This is a genomic window from Pseudomonas sp. LAIL14HWK12:I7 (genome assembly GCF_000483465.1).
In the GTDB taxonomy this organism is placed as follows: domain Bacteria; phylum Pseudomonadota; class Gammaproteobacteria; order Pseudomonadales; family Pseudomonadaceae; genus Aquipseudomonas; species Aquipseudomonas kermanshahensis.
The window spans coordinates 678,909-705,640 of record NZ_AXYZ01000001.1; the positions used below are offsets into that span (position 1 = coordinate 678,909).

Here is a 26,732-nt window from a genome sequence, read left to right on the forward strand (position 1 = left end):
GAGCTCGATGATGGCCGAAACACCGCGAACCGCGGAGCATACCTCCAGCCTGAAGATCTACTTCCGGCTGCTGAGCTACGTGAAACCCTATGCCGGCATTTTCCTGCTGAGCATCGTCGGTTTCGTGATCTTCGCCTCTACCCAGCCGATGCTGGCCGGGATCCTCAAGTATTTCGTCGATGGCCTGAGCAATCCGCAAGCGGTGTTGTTCCCTACCGTGCCTTACCTGCGCGACCTGCAGCTGCTGCAGGCGGTGCCGCTGCTGATCATCCTGATCGCGGCCTGGCAGGGGTTGGGCTCGTTTCTGGGCAACTACTTCCTGGCCAAGGTTTCCTTGTGCCTGGTGCATGACCTGCGTGTCGAGTTGTTCAACAAGTTGCTGGTGTTGCCCAACCGCTACTTCGACAACCACAACTCGGGGCACCTGATTTCGCGCATCACCTTCAACGTGACCATGGTCACCGGCGCTGCGACTGACGCGATCAAGGTCGTGATCCGCGAAGGCCTGACGGTGGTCTTTCTGTTCGCCTACCTGCTGTGGATGAACTGGCACTTGACCTTGGTGATGGTTGCCATCCTGCCGGTGATTGCAGTGATGGTCAGCGTTGCCAGCAAGAAATTCCGCAAGCAGAGCAAGAAGATCCAGGTGGCCATGGGCGACGTGACCCACGTCGCCTCCGAGACCATCCAGGGCTATCGCGTGGTGCGCAGCTTCGGCGGCGAGGCTTACGAACAGCAGCGTTTTGGCCGCGCGAGCCAAAGCAATACCGACAAGCAACTGCGCATGACCAAGACCGGCTCGCTGTATACGCCGATGCTGCAGTTGGTGATCTACACCGCCATGGCGGCCTTGATGTTCCTGGTGCTGTACCTCCGTGGTGACTCGACCGCCGGTGACCTGGTGGCCTACATCACCGCGGCTGGCCTGCTGCCGAAACCGATCCGCCAGCTGTCCGAAGTCAGCTCGACCATCCAGAAGGGCCTCGCCGGCGCAGAAAGCATCTTCGAACAGCTCGACGAAGAGCCCGAGGTAGACACGGGCACCCTTGAGAAGGCGCAGGTAGAAGGCCGTCTGGAAGTGCGTAACCTCAGCTTCACCTACCCCGGCACCGACCGTGAGGTGCTGAGCGATATCAGCTTCGTCGCCGAGCCGGGGCAGATGATTGCCTTGGTAGGCCGCTCCGGCAGCGGCAAGTCGACCCTGGCGGCGTTGATTCCGCGCTTCTATCACCACGACAAAGGGCAGATTCTGCTCGATGGCGAGGAGATCGAGAACTATCGCCTGCGTAATTTGCGTCGCCATGTGTCCCAGGTCACTCAGCACGTCACCTTGTTCAACGACACGGTGGCCAACAACATCGCCTACGGCGACCTGGCCGGTGCACCGCGCGAGGACATCGAGGCGGCGGCTGCCGACGCCTATGCCAAGGAGTTCGTCGACAAGCTGCCGAAGGGCTTCGATACCGAGGTTGGCGAGAACGGCGTGTTGCTGTCCGGCGGCCAGCGCCAGCGCCTGGCGATTGCCCGCGCGTTGCTCAAGGACGCGCCACTGCTGATCCTCGACGAGGCGACCTCGGCGCTGGATACCGAGTCCGAGCGGCATATCCAGGCCGCACTGGATCACGTGATGGAAGGGCGGACCACCTTGGTCATCGCCCACCGCCTGTCGACCATCGAGAAGGCCGACCTGATTCTGGTCATGGACCAGGGCCGCTTAGTAGAGCGCGGTACCCATGCCGAGTTGCTTCAGGCGAATGGCCATTATGCCCGCCTGCATGCGATGGGCCTGGATGAGCCGGCCAAGGCCGATATCACCTGAACCTCGTTGATCGGGGCCTCGCCGGCCCCGATTGTCACCGGAATTTTCATGGGCCCGATCTGGCCATAAAGCCGTCGCTTACCCTGTGCTAATATCCTGCCCCTGTTCATTATTTTCATATGGGTTGCCCATGAAGTTGTCCATGCCGCGTTTCGATCAAGCCCCGGTACTGGTGGTCGGCGATGTCATGCTCGACCGCTACTGGCATGGCGGTACTTCGCGTATCTCGCCTGAAGCGCCAGTCCCGGTGGTCAAGGTCGATCAGATCGAGGATCGCCCCGGCGGCGCGGCCAACGTTGCCTTGAACATCGCCGCCCTGGGCGCACCGGCGTCGCTGATCGGTGTCACCGGCCAGGACGAGGCCGCCGACAGCCTGGCCAACAGCCTGCAAGCTGCGGGCGTGCGCTCGGTGTTCCAACGCATCGCGCACCAGCCGACCATCGTCAAGTTGCGGGTCATGAGCCGCCACCAGCAACTGCTGCGTATCGACTTTGAAGAACCGTTCGCCACCGACCCGCTGTCGTTGGGCGCGGAGGTCGACAGCCTGCTCGATGGCGTCAAGGTGCTGGTGTTGTCCGACTACGGCAAAGGTGCCTTGAAAAACCACCAGAGCCTGATCCAGGCCGCACGCGCCAAGGGCATTCCGGTGTTGGCCGACCCCAAGGGCAAGGATTTTTCCATCTACCGCGGTGCCAGCCTGATTACCCCGAACCTCAGCGAGTTCGAAGCCATCGTCGGCCGTTGCGCCGATGAGGCGGAGCTGGTCGCCAAGGGCCTGCAGCTGCTGCTGGACCTCGACCTGGGCGCCTTGCTGGTCACCCGTGGCGAGCATGGCATGACCCTGCTGCGTACCGGCCAACCTGCATTGCACTTGCCGGCCCGGGCGCGTGAAGTGTTCGATGTGACCGGTGCCGGCGATACCGTGATCTCTACCCTGGCGGCAGCCATCGCGGCTGGTGAAGAACTGCCACACGCGGTTGCCTTGGCCAATCTGGCTGCGGGCATCGTGGTAGGTAAACTGGGCACGGCGGCAATCAGCGCGCCTGAGCTGCGCCGGGCGATCCAGCGCGAAGAAGGTTCCGAGCGCGGTGTGCTGGGCCTGGAGCAACTGTTGCTGGCGATCGATGATGCGCGTGCGCACAACGAGAAAATCGTCTTCACCAACGGCTGCTTCGATATTCTGCATGCCGGCCACGTCACCTACCTGGAGCAGGCACGGGCCCAGGGCGATCGGCTGATCGTCGCGGTCAACGACGATGCGTCGGTCAGCCGCCTGAAGGGGCCTGGCCGCCCGATCAACAGCGTCGACCGCCGCATGGCGGTACTGGCGGGGTTAGGGGCGGTGGATTGGGTGATCAGCTTCCCGGAAGGTACGCCGGAAAACCTGCTGAGCCAGGTGAAGCCGGATGTGCTGGTCAAAGGCGGCGACTATGGTATCGACCAGGTGGTCGGCGCCGATATCGTCAAGGCCTATGGCGGGACCGTGAAAGTGCTCGGGCTGGTTGAAAACAGCTCGACCACGGCGATTGTCGAGAAGATCCGCAAGCATTGATGTACCTGCGCACTGCGCGGTCCTTGTACCTGCGCACTGCGCGGTCCTTGTACCTGCGCACTGCGCGGTCGTTGTACCTGCGCACTGCGCGGTCATTGTAGGAGCAGCCTTGTGCTGCGAAGAGGCCGGTGAAAGCACCATAGATTGAGGGTGATTTCACCGGCCTCTTCGCAGCACAAGGCTGCTCCTACAGGGCGCGCGCGTGAATTTATTTGTTCAGCGAGGTCCGCGCCCGCGCTAGCAGCGCCCGTGCCTTGTCGCCAAACCGCTGCAGGTGTGAAGCCCGCCCTGGCTTGGCCTCCACCAAGCCCTGCTGCTTCACCCAATCCCGCCAGCGAATCCGCTCATCGGTGACCACCCAGCCTTCTTGCCGGGCAAAGCTCTCTGCCAGGTAAAGCCCGCGTGTGCTCGCCGGCACCAGCTCGTCCTTTTTCAGCGTATAGAGCTCGGCCAACGGTCGGCCTTCTTCCAGTGGCATCAGGTACAGGTCTGGGCGCTTGCGATTCAGCCGGGCCACCAATTGGTCACCTTCCAGGCGTTCGTCGACATGGAACAAGCTGAGCTTTTTGGCGTCCTTGGGCACCTGCAGGCGCATGTCATAGATCAGCTGCAACGAGGCGGTCGGCAGGTGCACGTAAGCCCGTGGCCGCTCCAGCAGCATCAGCTTGCCGCAATGCACCGGCCGTGCCGCGCCAGACTCCGGCGTCAGCACAAAAGGCAGCGCTTCGCGGTAGTGCAGTGCGGCGGCGTAGGGCGCCGGTAGCCAGGTATCGTTGAAACGCCCGCCCAGCCAGCCTTCCGGCGTTTCCAGCAAACACTCCTCGGCCACTTCCTGGACGGCGGTGTGCAGCGGCAAGTTGAGCTCTTGAGCGGGGACGTAGCCTGAAATCAGCTTCAGCACCACGTCGCCACGGTCCTGGCGCCGCTGGCGCACCAGTACCCAGTAATCACGGTTTTGCCAATGCAGGGTCAGGCGTACCGAAACGCCCAGGTTGGCCAGCTCGGCCACGAAACGCTGTGTGTCGGGCAACTGGATGGCCCTGCGCCGCTGTTGGGTCTGGGCGAAGTTCAGCGGCATGCCGATGCTCTGGTAGACCAGGCCTTCGGCAGTTGCCTCGACATGCAGCGGCAGTGTCTTGAAGTTGCTCGGGTTCTTGCGGATCAGCGTACGCGGCACGAGGTTCCTCCTCCTGTCGGACGCCCGCGAGGGCGGCTCAATGCTGGCCCAGAATTCGGGCCACGGTGGCCACGTTATGGGCCAGGTGCAAGGGATTGATGGTGCCGACGATAGCACTGCTGACCCCCGGGTGGGAGAACAGCAGCTCGAAACTGGCCTGCACCGGGTCAACCCCAGGCGCTAGGCAGATGTGCCCGCTGGCCAAGGCTTTTTTAACCAGGATCGCCTTGCCGTGCTCGGCAGCGTAGTCCAGCACTGGGCGTTCTGCCTGCTCGTTCAGGTTGTAGGTGACCATGGCGCAGTCGCCCTGTTCCAGGGCTTTGAGGCCGCCAGCGACGGTCTTGCCGGACAGCCCGTAGCCGAGGATCTTGCCTTCCTGCTTGAGGGCGGCCAGTGTCTGGTAGACCTCTTGCTGTTCGAGGATGGCCAAGTCATTGCCGTCGGAATGCACCAACACCAGTTCGATGTGGTCGGTTTCCAGCAGGCGCAGGCTGCGCTCGACCGAGCGGCGGGTATGGGCGGCGCTGAAGTCGAAGTGGGAGTGGCCGTTGTCGAACTCTTCGCCGACCTTGCTGACGATCACCCACTTATCACGCTGGCCGCGCAGCAGCGGGCCAAGGCGCTCTTCGCTGCGGCCATAGGCCGGGGCGGTGTCGATCAGGTTGATCCCCAGTTCGCGCGCCTGGGCCAGCAGCATGCGGGCCTCGTCATCGCCGGGGATGGTGAAACCGGTCGGGTATTTCACGCCTTGGTCGCGGCCCAACTTGACCGTGCCCAGGCCCAGGGGCGAAACCGTGAGGCCGGTGCTGCCCAGGGGGCGATGGAAGTCGTGCAGGGTCGGCAGGCTCATGGCAGCAATTGCTCCCAAGCAGGTACGCCCAGCGCAGGGCGTGGCAGGCCAGAGAGATCGGCTTGGGCACTGGGGCGTATGCCATCGCGCTCAAGCTTGGCGATTACCCGGTCGCTGAAGTCCGGGGCCAGCGCCAACTTGGTCGGCCAGCCCACCAGCAGGCGTTGCTGGTCGGCAATAAACGCGTTGTCCGGGCGTACCAGGCCCGACTGTGCCGGTTCGGCGCGGTCGACGCGCAGGGTGGCCCAGCGAATCTGGCTTTGGTCGACCCACGGCAGCAGGTTGCCGATTTCCTTTTGCGCTGCGGCAATCTGCGCGGCAGGCTCACGCGCCACGCCATCGGCCTCGGCCAGGTCGCCGCCGAGGTACCAGACCCACTGGCCATCCGCCGCCGGGTGGGTGGTGATGGTGACCCGTGGCTTGGGCCCACCGCCCAGGCAGTGTGCATACAGTGGCTTGAGGTTCGGCCCCTTGGCCATGACCATGTGCAACGGGCGACGTTGCATGGCCGGCTGGCTCAGGCCCAAGGCGTGCAGCACGTCTTCGGTGCCGGCGCCGGCGCTGAGCACGATACGTTGCGCACGGATTTCACGGTCGTCCACGCGCAGGCCAACCAGCTCGTCGCCATCACGCAGGGGTTCGATGCGTTCGCCGGCGAGCAGGCTGTCGCCGGCCAGTTCGGCCAGGTTGGCCAGCAGGCTGGGCACGTCGATGACCAGCTCGGCCAGGCGATAGACCTTGCCCTTGAAGTCGCGGTCCTGCAGGGCAGGTGGCAGTTGCTCACCCTTGACCTGATCGACGCGGCCGCGTACGGCCTTGCTGGCAAAGAAGCTGGTGAGGTTGCCGGCCAAGGTGCCGGGGGACCAGAGGTAGTGCGCGTCGGACAGCAGGCGGGTCTTGCCCAGCGGCAGCTCGCCATCGCCCGCCAAGGCCTCGCGCCAGCGTCGCGGCATGTCGGCGATCGCTTCCGAGGCGCCGGTCAGGGCGCCGTGCAGGGCGTACTTGGTGCCGCCGTGGATGATGCCCTGGGACTTGATGGTCTGCTCGCCACCCAGGCTGGCGCGTTCCACCAGCACGGTCGAATAGCCCTGGCGGCGCAACCTGGCATTGAGCCAGAGGCCTGCGACCCCGGCGCCGACGATCAGCACGTCAGTGGAAATGGCGGTTGGCATGGCGGTACCTCGAAGACTGGGACAGCTGGCAAGTATACAGGCTATACCTGAGACGGCCCTATCGCCGGCAAGCCGGCTCCCACAGGTACGGCGTTGAGTCAGAGGCCAATGCTACCCCGGTGGGAGCCGGCTTGCCGGCGATGAGGCCAATTCAGGTTGCATCAATGCCCGGCAGTTTTCGAAAACAGCTGAATCACAACCACCCCGCCAACGATCATCGCCATGCCCAGCATTGCGGGCACATCCAGCTTCTGCCCGTAGATCACCAGCGCTGCCACGCTGATCAGCACAATCCCCAGCCCCGACCAGATGGCATAAGCGATACCCACCGGAATGCTGCGCACCACCAGGGTCAGCATCCAGAAGGCAATGCCATAACCGACCACCATCAACAGCAATGGCAACGGCGTGCTCAGGCCCTTCACTGCTTTCATGGAGGCAGTGGCGATGACTTCGGCGCAGATGGCAATAGCGAGGTAGGTGTAGGCGTTCATGGCAATTCTCCGGTGACTGGTCGGGCATTCTAGACGCCGCCTGGATGCGGTAAAGTCATTACCTATCACCATGGGAGATAGGTTGATGGCGGAACACTGGAACCTCGACCAATTGCGGACCTTCGTCCGCGTCGTCGAGCTGCGCTCGTTCTCCGCGGTTGCCCGTGAGCAGCGCAAGGCGCAGTCGGCAATCAGCACTGCAATCGCCATGCTTGAAGCCGACCTGGGCGTGACCCTGTTCGACCGCAGCAGCGGCCGCCAGCCTAAGCTGACCGAAAACGGTACCGCGCTGTTGGAGGACGCCCGCGAGCTGCTGCGCCAATGCGAGCGCCTCGACGGCCGTGCGCTGGCCCTGATGCGCGGGCAGGAAGCCCTGCTGCGTGTCGCCCAGGACGAGGCCATGCCCTATCAACCGGTGATCGACAGCCTCGATGAACTGGCCAGCCGTTACCCGTACCTGGAAGTGCAACTGGCCAGCGGCGCCCAGGGCGATGTGGCGCGCAAGCTGGTGGAGCGGCGTGCCGACCTTGGCCTGTTCTTTCATCACGAAAGCATGCCGGCATCGCTGGAGCGTCGTGCCTTGGGCAGTGTGGAAATGGTCACGGTGTGCGCGGTCGGCCATCCACTGGCGCAGCAGGCCAAGGTCAACCGCCAGCAGTTGGCGCGCCATCGCCAGCTATTGATCGCCCCGCAACAGAGTGGCTACCCCGGCGGCGAGGCGATCAGCCCGCAGATCTGGCGTGCCGACAGCTTCTACGCCATGGCCGAGCTGCTGATGCGTGGCCTGGGCTGGGCGTGGTTGCCCCGGCACGTGGTGCAGTACCCCACTTACCAGGCGCACATGGTCGAGCTCGCCAGCGAGTGGCGGCCACCGGCACTGGTCGTAGAACTGGCTTGGCGCCGTGACGAGCCATTGGGGCCTGCCGCGCAATGGCTGGCCGAGCGCTTTGCGGTGCACCTGCGCGCGATCGGGTAAACTTCGCCGCCATGAACAGAACTCTTTATACCTTGCTGTTTCACCTGGGCCTGCCGCTGGTTGCGCTGCGCCTGTTCCTGCGGGCGCGCAAGGCACCGGCCTACGGCCAGCGCATCGGCGAGCGCTTTGCCTTCGGCCTGCCGCCCATGCGCCAGGGCGGCATTTGGGTGCATGCGGTGTCGGTGGGCGAAAGCATTGCCGCCGCGCCCATGGTGCGGGCGCTGCTGAAGGCCTACCCAGGCCTGCCGATCACGCTTACCTGCATGACCCCGACCGGGTCGGAGCGCATTCGTGCGATGTTCGCCGATGAACCGCGTGTGCAGCATTGCTACCTGCCCTACGACCTGCCGTGGGCGGCCGGGCGTTTTCTCGACCATGTGCAGCCGAAGCTGGGCATCATCATGGAAACCGAACTGTGGCCTAACCACATTCACCAGTGTGCCAAGCGTGGCATCCCGGTGGCGCTGGCCAATGCGCGGTTGTCCGAGCGCTCGGCCCGTGGTTATGGGCGTTTTGCCAAGTTGACCCGGCCGATGCTCGCCGAGATGAACCTGATCGCGGTACAGACCGAAACCGAAGCGCAGCGCTTTCGCGACCTGGGCGCGCGCCCTGAATGCGTGCAGGTGACCGGTTCGATCAAGTTCGACCTGAAGGTCGATGACCAGTTGCTGCCGCGCGCCAAGGCGCTGCGCGAGCAATGGGGCGCCAGCCAGCGCCCGGTATGGATTGCCGCCAGCACCCATGAAGGTGAAGACGCGCTGATCCTGCAGGCACATCAGAAGCTGCTGCAGGTGCACGGCGATGCGCTGCTGATCCTGGTGCCACGCCACCCCGAGCGGTTCGATGCCGTGCATGCCCTGTGCAGCGAACAGTTCACCACCGTGCGCCGCTCTGCCGGCACCCCGGTCGATGACCAGGCCCGCGTGCTGCTTGGCGATACCATGGGCGAGTTGCTGTTCCTCTACGCCCTGGCCGACATCGCCTTCGTCGGCGGCAGCCTGGTCGCCACTGGCGGCCACAACCCGCTCGAGCCCGCAGCACTGGCTTTGCCGGTGATCATGGGGCCGCATGTGTTCAACTTCCTGGAGATCAGCGCGATGCTGAAGGACGCCGGGGCGTTGCAGCAGATCGAAGATGCCGACGGGCTGGCCGAGGCGGTGCGGCGGTTGATCGAGTTGCCGCAGGATCGCCAGCGCATGGGCGAGGCAGGCAGGGCGGTGATGCGGGCAAACCAGGGCGCCTTGCAGCGGTTGCTGGATGGTCTTGCTGCGATTATCCGCTGAGATAGGCGATTGCTTTTTCGCGGGTAAACCCGCTCCCACAGGGTTGGTGCTTTCCTTGCGAGCTGCACGAAACCTGTGGGAGCGGGTTTACCCGCGAATGGCGCGACATCTATCTCAAGGCCTGCGCTCGAAGTTCTTCGCCGCCGCCGCCGCCAGGTCCGGTGGCAGGAAGTCCTTGTCCGGGTTGTAGTCCGGCTTCAGGTAGCGCCCGAGGTCTTGCAGGTCTTGCGGGCTCAAGGTTCCCGCCGCCTGCTTCAGGCTCAGGTTGTCGAGAATGTAGTCATAGCGGCTGTTGTTGTAATCACGCACCGAGGTGTACAGCTGGCGCTGGGCGTCGAGCACGTCGACGATGTTGCGGGTACCGACCTGGTAGCCGATTTCGGTGGCTTCGAGCGCGCTCTGGTTGGAAATGATCGACTGTTTGCGTGCCTGCACCTGTTCCACATCGGTGTTCACCGCGCGGTGCAGGTTGCGGGTGTTTTCCACCACCTGGCGGCGCAGGCTTTCGCGCTGTTGCTCGCTCTGGCTCAGGCGCTGGTAAGCCTCGCGCACTTGCGAGCTGGTCAGGCCGCCACTGTAGATCGGGATGTTCAGTTGCAGGCCGATACTGGTCTGTTCCACATCACTGCCATAACGCACGTTTGGCTGCGCGGGTGAGTTGGTGAAGCCCAGGCTGTCGTTATCGCCTTTCTGGTATTTGGCGACCGCATCCACGGTTGGGGCATGGCCGGCCTTGCGCTGGCGCAGGGTTTCTTCGGCGGCATCGACGGCGTAGTTGGTCGCCAGCAGGTTGAGGTTCTGGCGGGCGGCGGTTTCTACCCAGGACTTGGCGTCATTGGGCGTAGGCACCTGGATCGGCAAGGTGTGGACCACACCCTGGATCGACGAGTACTCGCGGTTGGTCAACGTCACCAGCGCCTCGAAGGCATCCTGCACCTGGCGTTCGGCGATGATCCGGTTGGCCCGGGCCGTGTCGTAGCTGGCCTGGGACTGCAAGACGTCGGTCTTGTCGGAAAGGCCCACGTCGAAACGTTCGTTGGACTGATCGAGCTGGCGCTTGAAGGCGGATTCCTCGGCCTTGGTCGCGGCCAGGTTGTCCTGGGCCCGGAGCACGGCAAAGTAGTTTTGCGCGGTTTGCAGAATCAGGTTCTGCTCAGTGGCAGACAATTCCAGCGCCGCCTGTTCGTTGACCGCCTCGGCCGCCTGCAACTGGAACCAGCGGTCGGCACGGAACACCGGCTGCGCCAGGGTGGCGCTCCAGGAGTTGCCGCTGCGGTTGGCGGTGAGGGACGGCTCGTCGAGCTTGGTGCGGGTGTTCATCATCTCGGCACCGGCCGACAGGTTCGGCAGCAGGCCGGCGCGGGCCTGTGGGACGACTTCGCGGCGGGCGCCATAATCGGCGCGGGCTGCCGCAAGATCGGCGTTGTTGTCGACCGCTTCCTGGTAGACGCTGACCAGGTCGGTTTTAACCGTCATGGGCATTTCTGCTGCCCAGGCCATTCCGTTGGACGCACAAGACACGGCTATCGCCAGTGAGAGTTTGCGCAGCATAGAGGCAATCCTTGTACGAAATATAATTACTGAACTGTTGAGTATCGAGCGATGGGCCAGTGTAGTGCCATGCGCCCCCGGCAACAATCGCCCAGTGCGCCTTTCATCATCACCCGTATTTACCCGCTTGGCTTTGCCGACCACTCCAGTCTAGACTGCGCATGTTCTTGTCGGGGTGCCTTGAAGCAAAGGCTGAGATCGCAAAGTTGCGGATCCCGTTGAACCTGATCAGGTTAGCGCCTGCGTAGGGAACAAGATTGCTCGCCTTCCCGGGGAGCCTCTTGTGCCAGGTCCGGGAATGTCTCAGCTGCAAGCAGCTTACGGCACCCCCATGTATCCGGCACTGCACACCCGTAAAGGGGTGCGTCCGCGTCTTTCAGGTTCTCCCCGACATTCCATCCGCTAGGAAGCTGTCTGGAGAGCCCGTGATGAGCAAACAAGAAAAAACGATCAACCTCAGCGAATCGGCACAAGTCGATCAGCAGTCCGTGCAACCGTTCCCCCGTTCGCGCAAGGTCTATGTCGAAGGCTCCCGCCCGGACATCCGCGTGCCCATGCGCGAAATCAGCCTGCACGACACCCCTACCGATTTCGGCGGCGAGACCAACGCCCCGGTGCTGGTCTACGACACTTCCGGCCCCTACACCGACCCTAACGTCATCATCGACGTGCGCAAAGGCCTGGCCGACGTGCGTTCGGCCTGGATCGACGCGCGTGGCGACACCGAACGTTTGGGCGGCTTGAGTTCCGACTTCGGCCAACAGCGCCTGAACGATGCAGAGTTGGCCAAGCTGCGCTTCAACCACGTGCGCAACCCGCGCCGCGCCAAGGCGGGCGTCAACGTCTCGCAGATGCACTATGCCCGCCAGGGCATCATCACCGCCGAGATGGAATACGTTGCCATCCGCGAGAACATGAAACTGCAGGAAGCCCGCGCCGCCGGCCTGCTTGACCAGCAGCACGCGGGCCACAGCTTCGGCGCCAACATCCCGAAAGAAATCACCCCCGAGTTCGTCCGCGAAGAAATCGCCCGCGGCCGCGCGATCATCCCGGCCAACATCAACCACACCGAGTTGGAGCCGATGATCATCGGCCGCAACTTCCTGGTGAAGATCAACGGCAACATCGGCAACAGCGCCCTGGGCTCCTCGATCGAGGAAGAAGTGGCCAAGCTGACCTGGGGGATTCGCTGGGGTTCGGACACGGTCATGGACCTGTCCACCGGCAAGCACATTCACGAAACCCGCGAGTGGATCATCCGTAACTCGCCCGTGCCGATCGGTACCGTGCCGATCTACCAGGCCCTGGAAAAAGTCGGCGGTGTCGCTGAAGACCTGACCTGGGAGCTGTTCCGCGACACCCTGATCGAGCAGGCCGAGCAGGGCGTGGACTACTTCACCATCCACGCCGGTGTGCTGCTGCGCTATGTGCCGCTGACCGCCAAGCGCGTTACCGGCATCGTCAGCCGGGGCGGTTCGATCATGGCCAAGTGGTGCCTGGCGCATCACCAGGAAAACTTCCTGTACACCCACTTCGACGAAATCTGCGAAATCATGAAGGCCTACGACGTCAGCTTCTCGCTGGGCGACGGCCTGCGTCCGGGCTCGATTGCCGACGCCAACGATGCTGCGCAGTTCGGTGAGCTGGAAACCCTCGGCGAGCTGACCAAGATCGCCTGGAAGCACGACGTGCAGTGCATGATCGAAGGCCCGGGCCATGTGCCGATGCAGTTGATCAAGGAGAACATGGACAAGCAGCTCGAATGCTGCGACGAGGCGCCGTTCTACACCCTTGGCCCGCTGACCACCGACATTGCGCCGGGTTACGACCACATCACCTCCGGTATCGGCGCGGCGATGATCGGCTGGTTCGGGTGCGCCATGCTGTGCTACGTGACGCCCAAGGAACACCTGGGCCTGCCGAACAAGGATGACGTCAAGACCGGCATCATCACCTACAAGATCGCCGCCCATGCCGCCGACCTTGCCAAAGGCCACCCGGGCGCGCAGATTCGTGACAACGCCTTGTCCAAGGCGCGTTTCGAGTTCCGCTGGGAAGACCAGTTCAACCTTGGCCTCGACCCGGACACCGCCCGCGCGTACCACGACGAAACCTTGCCTAAGGAATCGGCCAAGGTCGCGCACTTCTGCTCGATGTGTGGGCCGAAGTTCTGCTCGATGAAAATCACCCAGGAAGTGCGTGAGTACGCCGCCAAGATCGAAGCTGTGGACGTGACGGTTGAAGAAGGCATGCGTGAGCAGGCCGAGCGGTTCCGCCAGGAAGGCAGCCAGTTGTACAAAAAAGTGTAAGGCAATCCGTCACCACCGTGGGAGCGGGCTTGCCCCGCGAAAGCGTCAGCTGGGCCAGCGCGATTGGCAGGCCAGACGCCTTCGCGGGGCAAGCCCGCTCCCACCGTTGGATGCCTGTTCATCCCAATCTTTGCGGCGATCACAACAATGACCACCCCCAGCCATTTTTCCCCGGACCACCCGGTCCCCACCAGCCAACGCATCTTCGGCTTCGGCGACCTGTTCTCACTGTGGTTCTCCCTCGGCATCGGCTTGATGGTGCTGCAGGTCGGCGCCATGCTCGCCCCAGGCATGGGCCTTGCCAGTGCGGTGCTGGCCATCGCCCTTGGCACCGGTGTGGGCGTGCTGTTACTCGGGGCGGCGGGTGTCATCGGCAGCGACACTGGCCTGTCGGCCATGGGCACCCTGCGGCTCAGCCTGGGCAGCCATGGCGCCCGCTTGCCGGCAGTGCTCAACCTGCTGCAGCTGGTGGGTTGGGGGGCGTTCGAGATCATTGTCATGCGCGACGCGGCCAGCCTGCTCGGCGCGCGTACTTTCGGTGAAGGCAGTGCGTGGAACAGCCCTATGCTCTGGACCCTGTGCTTCGGCGCCCTGGCGACCCTGCTTGCAGTCAGCGGGCCGCTGGCGTTCGTGCGCAAGGTGTTGCGCACGTGGGGCATCTGGGTGCTGTTGGGCGCGTGCCTGTGGCTGACCTGGAACCTGTTCGCCAAAGCCGACTTGGCCGACCTGTGGCAACGCGCCGGTGACGGCTCGATGTCGCTGGCCGTCGGCTTCGACATCGTTATCGCCATGCCGCTGTCGTGGTTGCCGCTGATCGCCGACTACTCGCGGTTCGCCCGCAGCGGCAAGCGTGTGTTCGGCGGTACCGTGCTGGGCTACTTCATCGGCAATACCTGGCTGATGAGCCTGGGCGTCGCCTACACCCTGGCCTTTGCCCCCAGCGGCGAAGCCAATGCCTTGCTGCTGGCCCTGGCAGGTGCTGGGCTGGGTATCCCGTTGCTGTTGATTCTGCTGGACGAGTCGGAAAAAGCCTTTGCCGACATTCATTCGGCCGCCGTTTCTACAGGCGTGCTGGTACGCCTGAAAGTCGAGCACCTGGCGCTGGCCATTGGTGTGCTGTGCACCCTGATCGCGCTGTTCGCGCCACTGGCCCAGTACGAAAACTTCTTGCTGCTGATCGGTTCGGTATTTGCGCCGCTGTTCGGCGTGGTGCTGATGGACCACTACGTGATCCGTCACCGCCGCCTGCCGTCACAGGTCGATGGCTTGCATTGGCAGGCGTTGCTGGCCTGGGCCGTGGGTGTGGCGGCTTATCACCTGATTGCCGCGCAAGCACCGGACCTGGGCGCAACCCTGCCGGCACTGGTGCTGGCAGGTGTGCTGCATGCGCTACTGAGCTTCAGCCGCGGCCGGGAAACAGCTCGGGCTTGATCACGCCGTTCAGGCGCGGGTAGGGGATCTTCAGCTCGACGTGGCCCATGGAGTAGGGCGCGATGGCATAGACCTCATACTTGACCACCACCGCGCCGTACGTCAGGGCGATGTGCGGCGACCGCTTGAAAGGCCAGGTCTTGACGAAGTCGGCGTCCTTGTCCATGCCGACGCTGATCATCCACGCGCGGTGCGACTCTTCGACGGTTTTCCAGAAGGTCTCTTCCTGGCCGGGCACCAGCATGTCCTGCAGGGTCAGTACCTTGTCTAGCTTGCGCGAATAGTTGATGAAGCCGCGCCCTGGCATGCCATGGGCGCCACCGCTGTCCAGGTAGCTGGACAGTTCGATGATCACCAGCCCGTCATGCTGTTCGCGTACCTTGGCTTGCAAGTAGCTGCTGTTGCGCTTGTCGGCACTGGCCAGGTACTGCTGCTCATACGCCTGCAGGGTGGTCGGCGCGGCGCCGTGTTGGTTGTCTTCGGTCAGCTGCAGCAGGCGCTGTTCGACGATGGCGTCGAGCTTGGGCTGGGCCGGGAAGTGAAGGGTGTCGATGTTCACCAGCGGGCAGTCGCTTTCGCTGCAGCCGGGTTTGACGTGCTCCCAGGCGTCACGCTTGACCTCGAGCGGGGCCCGGTAGTTGGGCGTGAACAGGCTCTGGCAGGCACCCAGGGCCAGTGCCAGCACAGCCACGGAAGTCAGTTTGACAAGTGTCATGATGATCCTTGCAGAACAGGGAAAAGTCGGCCTTTGACCGTCGGCGCGACCGTCAGTTCGCCACTAAGCTAACAGACAGAAGGCGCGCTGTCCCGACTGCGCGAACGGTTGCCGGAAAGGGGTGAAACGCGCCAAAGTGCGGAGTAGGATGGCGCGATGCAGTATTTGAGGCCATGAGGATTTCCATGTCAGACGCGTTGAATTCAGTGCCCAAGGGCTTCGAGATCATCGAGCGGGCCAATTGCTTCCAGGGCTTTTATAAGCTCGACAAGCTTCGCCTGCGCCATGAACTGTTCGCCGGGGGCATGGGCCGCGAGATCAGCCGCGAACTGTTCGTGCGCCACGATGCGGTTTGTGTATTGCCCTACGATCCACTGCGTGACGAGGTGGTGCTGATCGAGCAGTTTCGTGTCGGTGCGCTCGACAAGGTCGCCAACCCTTGGCTGATCGAGATGGTCGCCGGGCTGATCGACAAGGACGAGCAACCTGAAGAGGTCGCACACCGCGAGGCCGAAGAAGAGGCCGGGCTTACGTTCAGCGCTTTGTGGCCAATGACCCGCTACTTCCCATCGCCCGGTGGCAGTGACGAATTCGTCCACTTGTTCCTGGGGCGCTGCACCAGCGAGGGCGCGGGCGGCCTGCATGGCCTGGAAGAAGAGGGCGAAGACATTCGCGTGCGCGTGTGGTCGTTCGAGGATGCCTTGCAGGCCGTGCGTGATGGCCGTATCTGCAACGCCGCGACGATTATCGGCCTGCAATGGCTGGCGCTTAACAGAGACGAAGTTCGAGGTATGTGGAAGTGAACCTGCTGCGCGAGCGATATCGGGTTGACCTGGTCGGGCTGCAAGCAGCCTGCGAGGCCAATTACGCCCGGCTGATGCGTTTGTTACCAGACATGCGCACTACCCAGAGCTCGCGTCGCATCGGCATGACCCAGGGCGACCAGATGCTCGGTGTGCTGGTGCTCGATGTCGTGCTGGCCTGCCCTTATACCACCACCCTGCACGTGCGCCAGGAGCACAGCTTGCCGTGGCTGCCGGTGCCGCACCTTGAGGTGCAGGTGTACCACGATGCACGCATGGCCGAGGTGGTCAGCGCTGAGCATGCCCGGCGCTTGCGCAGCATTTACCCTTATCCGAATGCGGGTATGCACCAGCCGGACGAAAAAGCGCAGCTCAACCTGTTCCTCGGCGAATGGCTGAGCCACTGCCTGGCCTGCGGTCATGAACTGGCAAGTGTTCGCTGAAATGTGATGTGCGTCGGTTTCGGGTGTTTGCTCGCAACCGTTGCGCAGCCATAATTCGTGCTGAATCCGTTCGAGGAGACGGCCGTTGCCGCACCTAGACCCAACCCGCCCCGTGCATGTGGTGCAACTCACCGATGCCCACCTGTTCGCCGACCCGGCCGGTACCCTGCTTGGCCTGAACACCCGTGACAGCCTGCGCCATGTGGTCGCCCAAGTGCGCCGCGAGCAGCCGCCCATCGATTTGCTGCTGTGCACCGGCGATCTGTCCCAGGATGCCAGCGTGGCCTCCTATGAGGCGTTCCGTGAGCTGACCGCACCGTTTGCCGTGCCCACCCGCTGGTTGCCGGGTAACCATGACGAGGCGCAGGTAATGGCGCAGGTGGCGCCGGAGCTGGTGCAGGCGGTAACCGATATTGGCGCATGGCGCGTCGTCATGCTCAACACGGCCGTGCACGGTGCTACCCACGGTTTTCTGGAAGACGACCAACTGGCCGCGCTGGAATCAGCCTTGGAACAGGCCGGTGAGCGCCATTGCCTGGTGTGCTTCCACCATCAGCCGGTGGACATCGGCTGCGCCTGGATCGCGCCCATCGGGCTGCGCAATGCCCAGGCATTGTTCGCCATCGTTGAACGTTATCCACAGGTGCGGGCGTTGCTCTGGGGGCATATCCACCAGACGTGGGATGAACTGCGCGACGGGTTGCGCTTGATGGCCACGCCGTCGACCTGCATTCAGTTCGCGGCGCAAAGCGAGGACTTCAAGGTGAGCGAAGAGCAGCCTGGCTATCGCTGGTTGCGCTTGCATGCCGACGGGCGGTTGGAAACGGGCGTGGAGCGGGCGCGGGACTTTGAGGTGAAGCTGGACTTCGACAGCCCGGGGTATTGAGGTTCAGGCAATACATCTTCCTTGTAGGAGCAGCCTTGTGCTGCGAAGAGGCCAGCTACAAAAACGCCGATCTTGATTTCTTGCCACCGGCCTCTTCGCAGCACAAGGCTGCTCCTACACGGAAAGCGCCCCTTGAATGCCCGGAAGTGCCTGAAGAAAGTGTTGCGAAATCCCCCTCACTGCGTCAAAACCCGGCGAACGCGCTACACTGCGCGTCCCTGCGCCCGCAACAAGGGCGCGAAGCCGCAGATTCCGGGGGCAGCATGTCGGGTTCCATCCTCTATATCCATGGCTTCAACAGCTCGCCGCTGTCCAAGAAGGCGCGCCAGCTCGAGGCAGTCATGCAGCAGTTGGGCTTGTCCGACCAATTGCGTGTGCCGGCGTTGCACCATCACCCACGCCAGGCCATCGCCCAATTGCAGGGCGCCATCGCCGAACTGGGTGCGCCCTTGCTGGTCGGCAGTTCGCTCGGCGGCTACTATGCCACCTATCTGGCAGAGCGCCACGGCCTCAAGGCCTTGCTGATCAACCCAGCGGTAGCACCCCACCGGTTGTTCGATGGCTACCTGGGTACCCAGCGCAACCTCTACACCGATGAGGCCTGGGAGCTGACCCACGATCACGTGCAGGCCCTGGCCGAGCTGGAAGTGCCAGCCCCCGAGGATGCCAACCGCTACCAAGTGTGGTTGCAGACCGCTGACGAAACCTTGGATTATCGCCACGCCGAGCGCTATTACCGAGCGTGCGCATTGCGCATCCAGGCCGGTGGCGACCACAGCTTCCAGGGCTTTGTCGAGCGCCTGCCGGCACTGCTGGCCTTTGCCGGGATTGCCCCGGGCGCGTATGCGGCGCTCGACTTTTCCGTGCTCTGAGCTTTGTACCCAGCACTTTTGCATTCACCTGACTGACGACGAGACCCCATGGCCAATCCCAGCGCTAGCGCCTATAACGCAGACGCCATCGAAGTCCTCTCGGGCCTTGATCCGGTCCGCAAGCGACCGGGCATGTACACCGACACCAGCCGACCGAACCACTTGGCCCAGGAAGTCATCGACAACAGTGTCGACGAAGCCCTGGCCGGTCACGCCCGTTCGGTGCAGGTCATCCTTCACGCCGACCACTCGCTGGAAGTCAGCGACGATGGCCGCGGCATGCCGGTGGACATCCACCCCGAAGAAGGCGTGTCCGGTGTCGAGCTGATCCTGACCAAGCTGCACGCCGGCGGCAAGTTCTCCAACAAGAACTACCAGTTCTCCGGTGGCCTGCACGGCGTGGGTATTTCGGTGGTCAACGCCCTGTCGACCCAGGTGCGCGTGCGCGTCAAGCGTGACGGCAACGAGTACCAGATGACTTTCGCCGATGGCTTCAAGGCCAGCGAGCTGGAAGTGGTGGGCTCGGTCGGCAAGCGCAACACCGGCACCAGCGTGTACTTCAGCCCCGACCCGAAGTACTTCGATTCGCCAAAATTCTCCATCAGCCGCCTCAAGCACGTGCTCAAGGCCAAGGCCGTGCTGTGCCCGGGCCTGCTGGTCAGCTTCGAGGACAAAGGCAGCGGCGAGAAGGTCGAGTGGCACTACGAGGATGGCCTGCGTTCCTACCTGGTCGACTCGGTCAGCGAGTACCTGCGCCTGCCCGACGAGCCGTTCTGCGGCAGCCTGGCCGGTAACAAGGAGGCCGTGGACTGGGCCTTGCTGTGGCTGCCTGAAGGCGGCGACAGCGTTCAGGAAAGCTACGTCAACCTGATCCCCACCGCCCAGGGCGGCACCCATGTCAACGGCCTGCGCCAAGGCCTGCTGGATGCCATGCGCGAGTTCTGCGAGTTCCGCAACTTGCTGCCCCGCGGGGTCAAGCTGGCGCCTGAAGACGTCTGGGAACGCATCACTTTCGTGCTGTCGATGAAGATGCAGGAGCCACAGTTCTCCGGGCAGACCAAAGAGCGCCTGTCGTCCCGTGAGGCGGCCGCCTTCGTTTCCGGCGTGGTCAAGGACGCATTCAGCCTGTGGCTCAACGCCCACCCCGAGCTGGGCATGCAACTGGCTGAGCTGGCCATCAGCAACGCCGGCCGTCGTCTCAAGGCCAGCAAGAAGGTCGAACGCAAGCGCATCACCCAAGGCCCGGCGCTGCCGGGCAAACTGGCGGATTGCGCAGGCCAGGACCCGATGCGCGCCGAGCTGTTCCTGGTCGAGGGTGACTCTGCCGGTGGTTCGGCCAAGCAGGCGCGAGACAAAGAGTTCCAGGCGATCCTGCCGCTACGCGGGAAAATCCTCAACACCTGGGAAGTGGACGGTGGCGAAGTCCTGGCCAGCCAGGAAGTGCACAACATTGCTGTGGCCATCGGCGTCGACCCGGGGGCTGCCGACCTCTCGCAGCTGCGCTACGGCAAAATCTGCATTCTCGCCGACGCCGACTCCGACGGCTTGCACATTGCCACGTTGCTGTGCGCACTGTTCGTGCAGCATTTCCGCCCACTGGTGGAGGCCGGCCATGTCTACGTGGCCATGCCGCCGCTGTACCGCATCGACCTCGGCAAGGAAATTTACTACGCCCTGGACGAAGCCGAGCGCGACGGCATCCTCGATCGCCTGGTGGCCGAGAAGAAGCGCGGCAAGCCGCAAGTCACGCGATTCAAGGGGCTGGGTGAAATGAACCCGCCACAGCTGCGTGAAACCACCATGGACCCGAACACCCGGCGCCTGGTGCAGCTGACGCTGGACGATGTGCAGGCCACCTGCGAGCTGATGGACAAGTTGCTGGCCAAGAAGCGCGCCGGCGACCGCAAGAGCTGGCTGGAAACCAAAGGTAACCTTGCCGAGGTCATGGTTTGATTCGGCTGTTTCTCGCCGCTTGCCTTGCCCTGGTTGCCTTGCCGAGTGTGGCGGGCGACTGGCCGCAATTGAAGATGACTGCCGAATACCCCATCGAGGGTATGCGCGGCGGCAACTTGTCTGGGCTGGTGCAGTGCCGGGGTGCGTTGTGGGGTGTATCCGACCGTGACGATGACCGGGTCTATCGTTTCGATCAGCAAAACGCGGTGTGGCGTGCACAACCGCTGACCTTCACCCCGCCGCCCGTACCCGAGAGCGGCTTGCCGTGGGGGCTGAAGTCGCGCAACTGGGCGGCGTCCTATGTGCGCGGTGGCGAGCTGGATTTCGAAGGCATCACCTGTGACCAGGCCGGTAGCCTCTACCTGGTCAGCGAGGCGCATGCCGGCGTGTTGCGCATCCCGCTCAAGGGTGAGCCGGACTGGTTGAAGATCGACCCGGCCATGGTTCGGCAGGCGCGGGCCAGTGGCATGCTGCTTAACTTCAATGCCTTGTTCGAAGGCCTGGCGATCAACCCCGCGGGTGACCGCATCTGGCTGGCCGCCGAGCGCGAGCGCCGGGGGTTGGTGGCGATCGAGCGTCAGCAGTCGGTGTGGACCTGCGGGCGCAGTTGCGTGCTGCTGAGCGAAGCTGGTGTCGAGATGCAGCCGCCGCAGATGCCCAACCCCCGGGCGCTGTCGCGTGATTTTGCCGACCTGGCCTGGTTCGAAGGCAAGCTGTACACCCTTGAGCGTAACGCCTACCGCATTTGTCGCCGCGACGCAGACAGCGGCGTGGTCGAGCGTTGCTGGTCGTTCGCCGCCGATGCGTTGGTGGAATCGCGCCGGTACGATCAGCCGTACGGCCTGGCAGAAGCCCTGGTAATCGATGCCAAAGGCGCCTGGATTGGCCTGGACAACAACAATGGCGTGCGCGCCGATGGCGAGGCACGCCCGATCGTCTGGCGCTTTGACGCACCTGCCGGCGGCTGGAGCGCCAAGCCATGAGCCAGGCTCCGGGCAAGCGTGCCGGCAAGCTACTGATGATCGTCGCCTGGGCGGCGGCGTTGTTCCTTGCCACGCGTTTCTTCGGCCAATGGGAAGACAGCCAGCGCAACCCTAATGCCCAGGTGCAGTCTTCACGTGGCGAAGGCTTTATCGAGGTGCGCCTGCTGAGCAATGGCCAGGGGCACTTCGTGGTGGATGGCGCGATCAATGGCCAGGCAGTGCATTTCATGCTCGACACCGGGGCGACCGACGTGGCGATACCTGAGGCCTTGGCCCACACGCTGGCGCTTGCGCGCGGCAGCCCGGTGCTGCTCAGTACCGCAAACGGCCGCACCGAAGGCTACCGCACGCGGCTGAATACCCTGCAGCTGGGTGATATCCGCCTGCAGGACGTGCGAGCCACCGTGGTGCCAGGCCTGGACGGGCAGACCGTGCTGCTCGGCATGAGCGCCCTGAAACAACTTGAATTTACCCAGCGCGGCGGCACCATGCTGCTGCGCCAGAACCTGAAATGACGAGGCCCGCATGAGCGACTCACTGGAACTCAGCCTCGACGGCGTCGAACGCCGCTCGCTGGCGGACTTCACCGAACAGGCCTACCTCAACTACTCCATGTACGTGATCATGGACCGGGCCCTGCCGCACATCGGCGACGGCCTGAAGCCGGTGCAGCGACGCATCGTCTACGCCATGAGCGAGTTGGGGCTCGATGCCGATGCCAAGCACAAGAAGTCGGCGCGTACCGTCGGCGACGTGCTCGGCAAGTTCCACCCCCACGGCGACTCGGCCTGCTACGAAGCCATGGTGTTGATGGCGCAGCCGTTCAGCTACCGCTACACCCTGGTCGATGGCCAGGGCAACTGGGGTGCGCCGGACGACCCGAAGTCGTTCGCCGCCATGCGTTACACCGAAGCAAGGTTGTCGCGCTACGCCGAAGTGCTGCTCAACGAAGTGGGCCAAGGCACCGTGGACTGGGTGCCGAACTTCGACGGTACCCTGCAGGAGCCCGCGGTATTGCCAGCGCGCCTGCCCAACATCCTGCTCAACGGCACCACCGGTATCGCCGTGGGCATGGCCACCGACGTGCCGCCGCACAACCTGCGTGAAGTGGCCAGTGCCTGCGTCCGTTTGCTCGACGAGCCCAAGGCCACGATCGAGCAGCTGTGCGAGCACATTCAGGGCCCGGACTACCCGACCGAAGCAGAGATCATCACCCCGCGCGCCGAGATCCTGAAGATCTACGAAACCGGCCGCGGCTCGATCCGCATGCGCGCCGTTTATCGTGTCGAAGATGGCGATGTGGTGGTCACCGCACTGCCGCACCAGGTCTCCGGCGCCAAGGTACTGGAGCAGATCGCCGCCCAGATGCAGGCCAAGAAGCTGCCGATGGTGGCCGACCTGCGTGACGAGTCAGACCACGAGAACCCGTGCCGCATCGTCATCATCCCGCGCTCCAACCGGGTGGATGCCGACGAACTGATGCAGCATTTGTTCGCCACCACCGACTTGGAAAGCAGCTACCGGGTCAACGTCAACATCATCGGCCTCGACGGCCGGCCGCAGCTGAAGAACCTGCGCGCCCTGTTGCTGGAGTGGCTGGAGTTCCGTACCACTACCGTCCGTCGCCGGCTGCAACACCGTCTGGACAAGGTTGAGCGTCGCCTGCACTTGCTTGAGGGCTTGTTGACGGCCTTCCTTAACCTGGATGAAGTGATTCACATCATCCGCACCGAGGAGCATCCCAAGCAGGCGTTGATCGACCGCTTCCAACTGACCGAGATCCAGGCCGACTACATCCTAGAGACCCGCCTGCGGCAGCTGGCGCGCCTTGAAGAAATGAAGATTCGCGGCGAGCAGGACGAACTGCTCAAAGAGCAGGCCAAGCTGCTGGCCTTGCTCGGCAGCGACGCCAAGCTGCGCAAGCTGGTGCGCACCGAGCTGATCAAGGACGCCGAAACCTATGGCGATGACCGCCGTTCGCCAATCGTCGAGCGTGCCGAGGCCAAGGCGCTGTCGGAAAACGAGCTGATGCCGACCGAACCGGTCACCGTCGTGCTGTCGGAAAAGGGCTGGGTGCGTTGCGCCAAGGGCCACGACATCGATGCCACCGGCCTCTCGTACAAGGCGGGCGATGGCTTCAAGGCCGCCGCTGCCGGGCGCTCCAACCAGTTTGCCGTGCTGATCGACTCTACGGGCCGCAGCTATTCGGTGGCCGCGCATACCCTGCCGTCGGCGCGGGGGCAAGGCGAGCCGCTGACCGGCCGCCTGACACCGCCACCTGGGGCAACCTTCGAGTGTGTGCTGTTGCCTGACGATGACGCCCTGTATGTGGTGGCGTCGGACGCCGGCTACGGGTTCGTGGTCAAGGGCGAAGACCTGCAGGCCAAGAACAAGGCCGGCAAGGGCCTGCTCAGCCTGCCCAACGGGGCAAAAGTGATGACGCCACGCCCGGTGGCCAACCGCGAGCAGGATTGGCTGGCGGCGGTGACCACCGAGGGCCGGCTGCTGGTGTTCAAGGTCAGCGACTTGCCGCAACTGGGTAAAGGCAAGGGCAACAAGATCATCGGCGTGCCCGGTGATCGGGTGGCCAGCCGTGAAGAATTTGTCACCGACCTGGCGGTGATGGCCGAAGGGGCGACCCTTGTATTGCAAGCCGGCAAGCGTACGCTATCTCTGAAAGCGGACGACCTGGAGCACTACAAGGGCGAACGGGGCCGGCGCGGCAGCAAGCTGCCACGCGGCTTCCAGCGTGTCGATGGGTTGCAGGTGGAAGGTCCGGCGTAACCCGGTGAAATGTCTGGAACGGCAATTTCAGCGCCGTTCCAGGCAGAAATGCTGGAGTCGGACAGCTATTTCGCGGATGATATGGCCCCTGCGGTGCCGGCGTAGCCGTGTGCCCGATTGAATCTACATGAGTATCACTGCGGTCTGCCTGGGGCGACCGCCTGGATGGGATGATGAAACTTCTGCGCCTTCCATTTGCGCTGTTGATGACGGGCCTTTTGGGGCTGGGCGGATGCAGCATGCATCAGCCGGTTGCCTTGTACCAGCTCGACAGCGGTGATCCTGGCCAGCCGTCGCAAAGCGCGGGCATGGCCGTGGTGCTCGGCCCGGTGTCGGTTGCCGATTACCTGCAACGCGAGACGTTCCTGCAGCGTCAGGCCGATGGCAGCCTGAGTTCGGCGACCGACGGTCGTTGGGCGGGCAGCCTCTCGTCGGACATTGACCAGTTGCTGGTTCGCCAGCTGGCCTGGCGCCTGGACAGCCAGCGCGTGGTCCTGGCACCGGCAACCGCTGGTTTCAGCCCGGACGTGCAAGTCTTGCTGTCGATTACCCGCCTGGATTCTGGCAAGGACCAGCCGGCGATTCTCGATGCCCAATGGCGTCTGCTCGACCGTCGTGGCCATGTGCGCGACAACCGCATCGTTCACCTCGAGCAGCAGCACGAGGGTAGCGAGGCGTCGCAGGTGCAGGCGCAAGGGCAATTGCTGCAAAAGCTGGCTGAACAATTGAGCACGGCGGTCAAACCGTTGGCCAATCAGCCTGCCATTGCCGAAGAGGCGCCGAAAAAGCCAGCTGCACCGGTACAGGTGAAGAAGGCGCCGGAGAAATCCAAGATCCCGATGGCTTCGCCGATCCGTACCGATATGGAAGTCTATCGGTTCTGATGGTTCCGCCAGATACGAAAAAGCCCGCACATGTGCGGGCTTTTTCGTATCTGCTACGTGACCTCTGTAGGAGCAGCCTTGCGCTGCGAAGAGGCCAGGGCTGGCAATGCATCTCTGTTGCTAGGGCCGGCCTCTTCGCAGCACAAGGCTGCTCCTACAACTGGCCTCTTCGCAGCACAAGGCTGGTCCTACAACTGGCCCCTTCGCAGCACAAGGCTGCTCGTACAATCAGGCTCGGCGCTCGTGCATCCGCGCCAGTTGCCGTTCCAGCATCGACGGGTAAGGCTCCATCAGCCGCTCCACGCAGCACGCGCCTTCTGGGCTGGCAATCGGGCGGATCCGCGCGCGCTGACGAATCAGTGCGTCGTCGCTGATCTGACGCTCCACCAGCAACAGGTTGCGGCTGTGCTGCGACAGCGCCAGGGCATCCTGGGCTTTTTCAGCCATCAGCAGGTCGACCAGCTCCAGCCCGTGCAGGTCGTTACCCAGGGCCAGGCCCAGCTGCAGTTGCAGGGTAATGCCGCTGTCCGCGACTTCGATCTGCAAGGCATGGCCCAGTGCGCGCAGCAGCTCGCCACAGCAGATCGCATTGGTCAGGTAGTCCTCGCCACAGTCGCGGCTGTGGAACAGCACCAGAGTACTGCCGTCGTTGAGCGTGTGAGTTTCGCCCTCATACAGTGAGGCGGCATGCTCCAGGCAGTCGCGGTAGCGCTCCAGCAACTCGGTCAGGCGCGTGCGCGGCAGGCGGCGCAATTGCTCTTGCGAGCCGAGCTGCACGGCCAGCACTGCACTGTTTTGCGGCTCGTCAGACTCGAACGGCACCGCCTTCGGGGCGCTGTCCTCGTTGTCGAGCAACCCGGCGAAGGCTTCATCGTCCTCGTCGTCTGCCTGGGCGACAACCTTGGCGCGCGGGGCAGCCTTGGGGGCCGGTGGGGCTTCGTGCAGGTGCTCGAAAGTGTCTTCGTCGTCCTCGTCTTCTGGCTCTGGCTCTGGTGGCGGCGGCGGGGCCAGGCGAGTGTGCAACTGGCGGGCGATGTCACCGATCTCGTCCTGACGGTCGGTGGCCGGGGTGTAGGGGTGCGGGTCGCGCAGCCAGACACGCAGTTGCAGCAGCGGCAGGGTGATATGGCGGGCCTGGCGCAGGCTCAAGCTCAGTGCCAGGGCCAGCAGGATGGCGGCGAGGATGCCCATGCTCTGAAGGCTGATCAACATCGGCTGCTGGAACTGGCCCATGTCCAGGCTGATGCGCAGCTGCCCGGCGGTGACGTCCTGGAAGGTGATCTTGGTCTGGTACAGGCCTTCGGCCTCGCCCAGCAGGCTGTTGCGCGGGCGCTGGCCAGCTTCGGCGAGGATGCGGTTGTCCACGCTGTAGATCGCCGCATGGGCCACCAATGGGTTTTTCACCAGGTTACCCAGCAGCACGTTGAGGCTGAGGATGTCGTTGGACACCAACAGCTCCGTGGCCGACGTGGCCGTCTGCGTGGTCAGGCTCTGGCCGAGCGCATCCGCCTGCTCGTGCATGGCCTGCTTGAACTGCAGGCCCATCACGCAGGCATAGATGACCAGCGCCAGCGCCACCAGGAAAATGTTGGTGAAGGCGATGCGCAGCGCCAGAGGGACGCGACGTTGACTCAGGGCACGATAGATCATCAGGAAGAAGTTGTCTGGCTTGACGGGGGTGGGCCGGTTCACAGAGCTCGGCTCTTAATGGCATAAAAGTGAGGGGCAGTATAGCGACCCCGGTTTTTTCGGCAAAGTATCGTTCGCGCCCGATGGTCACGGAAAATCGGTAGAA

The 26,732-nt window shown here is 63.6% G+C and carries 22 protein-coding genes and 1 riboswitch; of the genes, 15 read left to right on the forward strand and 7 right to left on the reverse strand.

Translation table 11 applies throughout. The features are described from left to right. Window positions 1–10: 10 nt before the first annotated feature. Window positions 11–1,819 carry a lipid A export permease/ATP-binding protein MsbA gene (msbA, locus tag D886_RS0103040; RefSeq protein ID WP_027592494.1) on the forward strand — a complete coding sequence of 603 codons (1,809 nt, stop codon included), beginning with the start codon at window positions 11–13 and terminating at the stop codon, window positions 1,817–1,819. Window positions 1,820–1,949: 130 nt separating this feature from the next. After that, window positions 1,950–3,371, forward strand: coding sequence for a bifunctional D-glycero-beta-D-manno-heptose-7-phosphate kinase/D-glycero-beta-D-manno-heptose 1-phosphate adenylyltransferase HldE (gene hldE / locus D886_RS0103045; protein ID WP_027592495.1), 1,422 nt, complete (start codon window positions 1,950–1,952; stop codon window positions 3,369–3,371). A gap of 208 nt (window positions 3,372–3,579) precedes the next feature. Here hldE and D886_RS0103050 read toward each other — a convergent pair whose 3' ends face one another. From D886_RS0103050 to D886_RS0103065, 4 genes are all read right to left on the reverse strand, one after another. Further along, the gene (locus tag D886_RS0103050; RefSeq protein WP_027592496.1) at window positions 3,580–4,548 is read right to left on the reverse strand and encodes a hypothetical protein; all 969 of its coding nucleotides are present in this window, start codon (window positions 4,546–4,548) and stop codon (window positions 3,580–3,582) included. Between the two features lie 37 nt (window positions 4,549–4,585). Then, window positions 4,586–5,398 (reverse strand): aldo/keto reductase, encoded by an 813-nt coding sequence (locus tag D886_RS0103055; RefSeq protein WP_027592497.1) that lies wholly within the window; start codon window positions 5,396–5,398, stop codon window positions 4,586–4,588. Then, on the reverse strand, window positions 5,395–6,570 hold the full coding sequence (locus tag D886_RS0103060; RefSeq protein ID WP_027592498.1) for an FAD-binding oxidoreductase: 1,176 nt from the start codon (window positions 6,568–6,570) through the stop codon (window positions 5,395–5,397). The genes D886_RS0103055 and D886_RS0103060 overlap by 4 nt, the downstream gene beginning before the upstream one ends. Before the next feature lie 161 nt (window positions 6,571–6,731). Beyond that, a complete protein-coding gene (locus tag D886_RS0103065; RefSeq protein ID WP_008095055.1) occupies window positions 6,732–7,064 on the reverse strand; it encodes a multidrug efflux SMR transporter in 333 nt (110 codons plus the stop codon). Between the two features lie 85 nt (window positions 7,065–7,149). Here D886_RS0103065 and D886_RS0103070 point away from each other — a divergent pair, with 85 nt between their 5' ends. Continuing rightward, window positions 7,150–8,040, forward strand: a complete 891-nt coding sequence (locus tag D886_RS0103070; RefSeq protein WP_027592499.1) for a LysR family transcriptional regulator — start codon at window positions 7,150–7,152, stop codon at window positions 8,038–8,040. Window positions 8,041–8,051: 11 nt separating this feature from the next. Beyond that, window positions 8,052–9,323: a lipid IV(A) 3-deoxy-D-manno-octulosonic acid transferase gene (gene waaA / locus D886_RS0103075; protein WP_027592500.1), complete on the forward strand. Its 1,272-nt coding sequence runs from the start codon at window positions 8,052–8,054 to the stop codon at window positions 9,321–9,323. A 114-nt stretch (window positions 9,324–9,437) separates the two neighbouring features. Here the strand turns inward: waaA and D886_RS0103080 are convergent, their stop codons facing one another. Next, window positions 9,438–10,874 carry a TolC family outer membrane protein gene (locus D886_RS0103080; RefSeq protein ID WP_027592501.1) on the reverse strand — a complete coding sequence of 479 codons (1,437 nt, stop codon included), beginning with the start codon at window positions 10,872–10,874 and terminating at the stop codon, window positions 9,438–9,440. A gap of 161 nt (window positions 10,875–11,035) precedes the next feature. Further along, window positions 11,036–11,142: riboswitch (TPP riboswitch) on the forward strand. 160 nt (window positions 11,143–11,302) lie between these two features. Here D886_RS0103080 and thiC point away from each other — a divergent pair. Both thiC and cytX read left to right on the forward strand, forming a co-directional pair. After that, the gene (gene thiC / locus D886_RS0103085) at window positions 11,303–13,183 is read left to right on the forward strand and encodes a phosphomethylpyrimidine synthase ThiC (protein ID WP_027592502.1); all 1,881 of its coding nucleotides are present in this window, start codon (window positions 11,303–11,305) and stop codon (window positions 13,181–13,183) included. 147 nt (window positions 13,184–13,330) lie between these two features. Beyond that, window positions 13,331–14,614 carry a putative hydroxymethylpyrimidine transporter CytX gene (cytX, locus tag D886_RS0103090; protein ID WP_027592503.1) on the forward strand — a complete coding sequence of 428 codons (1,284 nt, stop codon included), beginning with the start codon at window positions 13,331–13,333 and terminating at the stop codon, window positions 14,612–14,614. Here the strand turns inward: cytX and D886_RS0103095 are convergent. After that, window positions 14,583–15,329, reverse strand: a complete 747-nt coding sequence (locus tag D886_RS0103095; protein ID WP_027592504.1) for an RsiV family protein — start codon at window positions 15,327–15,329, stop codon at window positions 14,583–14,585. The genes cytX and D886_RS0103095 overlap by 32 nt on opposite strands. Window positions 15,330–15,514: 185 nt before the next feature. Here D886_RS0103095 and D886_RS0103100 point away from each other — a divergent pair, with 185 nt between their 5' ends. From D886_RS0103100 to D886_RS0103140, 9 genes are all read left to right on the forward strand, one after another. Then, on the forward strand, window positions 15,515–16,132 hold the full coding sequence (locus tag D886_RS0103100) for an NUDIX domain-containing protein (protein WP_027592505.1): 618 nt from the start codon (window positions 15,515–15,517) through the stop codon (window positions 16,130–16,132). Continuing rightward, a complete protein-coding gene (locus tag D886_RS0103105; protein WP_027592506.1) occupies window positions 16,123–16,575 on the forward strand; it encodes a DUF1249 domain-containing protein in 453 nt (150 codons plus the stop codon). Before D886_RS0103100 ends, D886_RS0103105 begins: the two co-directional genes overlap by 10 nt. An 85-nt stretch (window positions 16,576–16,660) precedes the next feature. Beyond that, entirely contained in the window at window positions 16,661–17,461 is an 801-nt protein-coding gene (gene cpdA, locus D886_RS0103110) for a 3',5'-cyclic-AMP phosphodiesterase (RefSeq protein WP_033693919.1), read from the forward strand. 263 nt (window positions 17,462–17,724) lie between these two features. Continuing rightward, entirely contained in the window at window positions 17,725–18,333 is a 609-nt protein-coding gene (locus tag D886_RS0103115) for a YqiA/YcfP family alpha/beta fold hydrolase (protein ID WP_027592508.1), read from the forward strand. Between the two features lie 48 nt (window positions 18,334–18,381). Beyond that, entirely contained in the window at window positions 18,382–20,286 is a 1,905-nt protein-coding gene (gene parE / locus D886_RS0103120; RefSeq protein ID WP_027592509.1) for a DNA topoisomerase IV subunit B, read from the forward strand. Then, window positions 20,283–21,269, forward strand: coding sequence for an esterase-like activity of phytase family protein (locus D886_RS0103125; protein WP_027592510.1), 987 nt, complete (start codon window positions 20,283–20,285; stop codon window positions 21,267–21,269). The genes parE and D886_RS0103125 overlap by 4 nt, the downstream gene beginning before the upstream one ends. After that, entirely contained in the window at window positions 21,266–21,784 is a 519-nt protein-coding gene (locus D886_RS0103130; protein WP_027592511.1) for a TIGR02281 family clan AA aspartic protease, read from the forward strand. Before D886_RS0103125 ends, D886_RS0103130 begins: the two co-directional genes overlap by 4 nt. Window positions 21,785–21,794: 10 nt before the next feature. Continuing rightward, window positions 21,795–24,053 (forward strand): DNA topoisomerase IV subunit A, encoded by a 2,259-nt coding sequence (gene parC, locus D886_RS0103135; RefSeq protein ID WP_027592512.1) that lies wholly within the window; start codon window positions 21,795–21,797, stop codon window positions 24,051–24,053. A 173-nt stretch (window positions 24,054–24,226) separates the two neighbouring features. Continuing rightward, window positions 24,227–24,937, forward strand: coding sequence for a membrane integrity-associated transporter subunit PqiC (locus D886_RS0103140; RefSeq protein ID WP_027592513.1), 711 nt, complete (start codon window positions 24,227–24,229; stop codon window positions 24,935–24,937). A gap of 228 nt (window positions 24,938–25,165) precedes the next feature. Here the strand turns inward: D886_RS0103140 and D886_RS0103145 are convergent, their stop codons facing one another. Further along, window positions 25,166–26,629, reverse strand: a complete 1,464-nt coding sequence (locus D886_RS0103145) for an AhpA/YtjB family protein (protein ID WP_027592514.1) — start codon at window positions 26,627–26,629, stop codon at window positions 25,166–25,168. Window positions 26,630–26,732 lie beyond the last annotated feature (103 nt).